The organism is Shewanella sp. 10N.286.45.A1 (assembly GCF_041470405.1).
GTDB lineage: Bacteria > Pseudomonadota > Gammaproteobacteria > Enterobacterales > Shewanellaceae > Shewanella.
Map to the genome: position 1 here is coordinate 1 of NZ_JBFRMK010000272.1, position 339 is coordinate 339.

At 44.0% G+C, this 339-nt stretch carries 1 pseudogene; it reads right to left on the minus strand.

Going from position 1 to position 339, the window contains the following annotated elements:
- A pseudogene (locus AB4238_RS18265) lies at positions 1-163 on the minus strand (IS4 family transposase); the annotation flags it as partial.
- Between the last annotated feature and the right edge of the window lie 176 nt (positions 164-339).

Here is a 339-nt window from a genome sequence, read left to right on the forward strand (position 1 = left end):
CCCCTTTTAATGAATGCGCCATCAATACCATTTTATATCTCAGTAAGTTATACGCAAGAAGGACTCCCCACAACTCTTGCTTAATGAGTTCCGGCAGCTGACTTCTGAGTGTAAACCGAGTTTCAAGCATGTACTGCTTCATCTCTCTATATCCCAAGGGTAACGCAAGATCACTTTTTGAGCGGTTTGATCATGCTTCGATCAGTTGAGCATGCGTATTAGCATTGTTTGTTGCCAGGCGATCCGCAGACCGGTATATAGTAGAGATCTTAACCAATCGGTGTCTACTGATGTCCCTGAAACCGTTGATCGAATACCTTGATTCCTTAGATGACCCAC